Genomic DNA, 477 nt, shown 5'->3' with positions numbered 1-477 from the left:
CCGTGTCATCGAGGCGGTCGTGGCGCAGGCTGCGCAGGTGCGGCAGGGCGGTACGCTGGGTTTCCTTGGCGTAGGCGAGCAGGCAGCCGGCGGCGCCGATGGCCAGGGTCAGGTTCTGGCAGCCGAAGCCTTTCAGGTCCTGGGTGCCGAATTGCTGGCAGAGGCTCTTGTGCGCCGAGTCGCGATCGAAGTCCCATGGCCCGCGGCGACGTCCGCCCCGGCCCTTCTCCGCCGGCAGGCCCTGTGGCCAGTCGTCGGGAATCAGCAGCTCGGCCGGGTTGAGGCGCTCCAGTTCGGCCAGCAGGGTTTCCCAGCCTTTTATCTCCTGGACGCTGAAGCGGCCGCTGGTGATGTCCAGCACGGCGAGGCCGAACAGGCGCTCGTCGCCGAGGATCGCCGCCAGCAGGTTGTCGCGGCGTTCGTCGAGCAGCGCCTCGTCGCTCACCGTGCCGGGGGTGATGATCCGCACCACCTGGC

1 pseudogene is annotated in these 477 nt (G+C 69.8%); it reads right to left on the bottom strand.

Going from position 1 to position 477, the window contains the following annotated elements:
* Positions 1-477: pseudogene (locus C1638_RS22085) on the bottom strand (hypothetical protein); the annotation flags it as partial.

This window comes from Chryseobacterium oncorhynchi, assembly GCF_002899895.1.
Taxonomy (GTDB): Bacteria; Bacteroidota; Bacteroidia; order Flavobacteriales; family Weeksellaceae; genus Chryseobacterium; species Chryseobacterium oncorhynchi.
This window is presented reverse-complemented; position numbering and strand designations above follow the sequence as displayed.